The sequence below is a fragment of the Pseudomonadota bacterium genome (genome assembly GCA_039028155.1).
GTDB lineage: Bacteria > Pseudomonadota > Alphaproteobacteria > SP197 > SP197 > JANQGO01.
The window spans coordinates 1-2959 of the sequence record JBCCIS010000113.1; the positions used below are offsets into that span (position 1 = coordinate 1).

Sequence of the window (2959 nt, forward strand, 5' to 3'; positions counted from 1 at the left end):
AAAGAATGAGCGCAGACGGCGCACCGCCGCGCCGCGATCCTCGCTACGACGTCCTTTTCGAACCGGTCCGGATTGGTCCGGTCACGGCAAAGAACCGCTTTTATCAAGTGCCGCATTGCAACGGGATGAGCCGATCCTACCCGTCATCAATGGCCGAGATGCGGGGCGTCAAGGCCGAGGGCGGGTGGGCAGTGGTCTGCACCGAAGAGGTCGAGATCCACCACAGCTCAGAGTGTACACCATATGTCGAAGGGCGTCTCTGGGACGAGGCCGATGTGCCGGTCTTTGCGAAGATGTGCGAAAAGATCCACGAGCACGGCGCGCTCGCCGGGATCGAACCTACTTATGCCGGTGCGGAAGCGCCGAACCGCTACAGCCGTAACGTACCGATGGGCCCGTCGGCCGTGCCTGTCATTTCCTTCGACCCTGTTCAGGCACGCGCGATGGACATGGCCGACATCCGCGATGTTCGGCGCTGGTACGTCGAAGGCGCCAAACGGGCACGGCGGGCAGGCTTCGACGTGATTTATGTCTATGCTGCCCACGACCTCAGCATCCTGATGCACTTCCTGTCCCGCCGTCACAACCGGCGGACCGATGCCTATGGCGGCAGCTTGGAAAACCGGGTCCGACTGTTCCGCGAGGTGCTGGAAGAGACGAAAGACGCGGTCGGCGACACCTGCGCGGTAGCCGTACGGTTCGCGGTCGACGAACTGGCTGGGCCGGACGGCATCCTGGCCGAAGCAGAAGGGCGCGATGTCGTCGAGATGCTTGCAGAGATCCCCGACCTCTGGGACGTCAACATCTCGGACTGGGCGCATGACAGCCAGACCTCCCGCTTCGCGGACGAGGGCTTCCAAGAGGACTACATCGGCTGGGTAAAGTCAGTGACGACCAAGCCTGTTGTCGGTGTGGGTCGTTATACCTCGCCTGATCGCATGGTCTCACTTATCCGGCGTGGAAAGCTCGATTTCATCGGCGCGGCACGACCATCGATTGCCGACCCGTTCTTGCCAAGAAAGGTCGAAGAAGGCCGCCCTGAGGACATTCGAGAGTGCATTGGTTTTAACATCTGCGTCTCGGGTGATCTGATGTCCGTGCCAATCAGGTGCACGCAGAATCCCACGATGGGCGAGGAATGGCGTCGTGGTTGGCACCCAGAGCGGATATCGCCAGCCCATTCGGAAGAAACCGTTCTGGTCGTCGGCGGCGGCCCGGCTGGCCTGGAAGCAGCGTTGGCATTGGGGCAGCGCGGTTACCACGTCACGCTTGCCGAAGCATCGGATCGCCTGGGCGGCAGGATCGAGCACGAAGGGCGGCTGCCTGGGCTCGCCCAGTGGCGCCGCGTGATCGATTATCGCGAGTACCAGATCCGAAAACTGAGCAATGTTGAGCCCTATCTGGAAAGCCGGATGACGGCGACCCAGATCGCGGAATTCGGCGCGGATCATGTGGCCGTCGCGACCGGTGCTCGATGGTGCGCGTCCGGCATAGGTCGACATCACCACGAACCCATGCCGATCGATGGCCGAGTGCTGACACCGGATGACATCATGGCCGGCGCCCGACCCGATGGCCCGGTCGTCATTTACGATGATGATCACTACTACATGGGCGGCATTCTGGCCGAACTACTGCGCGGCGAGGGTTACGACGTCACAATCGTGACGCCCGCCGCCATTGTATCCGACTGGACCCAGAACACGCTCGAGCAGGGAACAATCCAGGCGCGGCTGCTGAAGATGGGTGTCAAAATCGTCCCTCTCCACGCGCTTGATGCAGTCAATGACGGCATCGCTACGCTATCCTGTGTCTACACCGAGCAAGAATCTGAAATCCCCTGCGCCACCGCCATCATCGTGACCATGCGATTGCCCGAGGAAGACCTGTTTCCCGCGCTTGCCGATGAAGGTCTGAAATCCGTGACGCGGATCGGCGACTGTCTTGCTCCCGGTACGATCGCGGCGGCTGTTTATGGCGGCCACCAATTCGCCCGGGAACTGGGCGAGGTGCGTTCCGGCGTCCCATTCCGCCGCGAGCTACCCAGACTGGCACACGACTGATCAAGGTACGCTATGACCCGAGATCCTCGCTACGATATCCTTTTCGAACCCATCAAGATGGGGCCGGTGACGGCCAGGAACCGCTTCTACCAGGTGCCACACTGCACCGGGATGGGTTGGCTGCGCCCGCAAACTCTGGCCGAGATGCGGGGGATGAAAGCTGAAGGTGGATGGGGCGTTGTCTGCACCGAATACTGCTCGATTCACCCGGCTTCAGATGACCTATACGGGGTCTCGGCAGCGCTTTGGGATGCTGACGACATCCGCGCGCATGCATTGATGACCGAGAAAGTGCACGCTCACGATTCTCTTGCCGGGGTCGAGCTTTGGTTCGGTGGGCATCGCAACCCCAATGCCTACAGCCGGTTGCCGACATTGGGCCTTCAATCGATCCCCAACGGTGTGGGCGCGCCCTGGCAGACACGCGTGATGGACAAGACCGACATCTCCAATCTGCGCCGGTGGCATCGCAATGCTGCACTTCGGGCGAAAGAGGCCGGCTTTGACATCGTTTATGTCTACGCGACCCATACCTATTTGCTGGATCAGTTCCTAAATCCGCGCATGAACACCCGGTCGGACGAATACGGCGGCGCGCTGGCAAACCGCGTGCGCCTGATCCGGGAACTGTTGGAAGAGACGAAGGAGGCAGTCGGTGACACATGCGCCGTCGCCTGCCGCTTTAGCGCCGACGATACGATCGGCAAAGATGGGAAGCCCGAGTATGGCGAACATCACGAGATGTTCGAAATGCTGGCTGAACTGCCTGATGTCTGGGACATCAACATCGCCGATTACTCGCTCGAGATGGGCGGCTCCCGGTTTGTGCAGGAGGGCGCGCTCGAGCCCTACATGCACTGGGTGAAGTCGGCGACGACCAAACCGGTCGTCACAGT

At 61.2% G+C, this 2959-nt stretch carries 2 protein-coding genes; both read left to right on the forward strand.

All coding sequences use genetic code 11. The features are described 5' to 3' along the window. Window positions 1–5: 5 nt before the first annotated feature. On the forward strand, window positions 6–2063 hold the full coding sequence (locus tag AAF563_25510; protein ID MEM7124659.1) for an FAD-dependent oxidoreductase: 2058 nt from the start codon (window positions 6–8) through the stop codon (window positions 2061–2063). A gap of 12 nt (window positions 2064–2075) precedes the next feature. Then, on the forward strand, window positions 2076–2959 hold an 884-nt coding region (locus AAF563_25515; GenBank protein ID MEM7124660.1), incomplete at its 3' end, for an NADH:flavin oxidoreductase.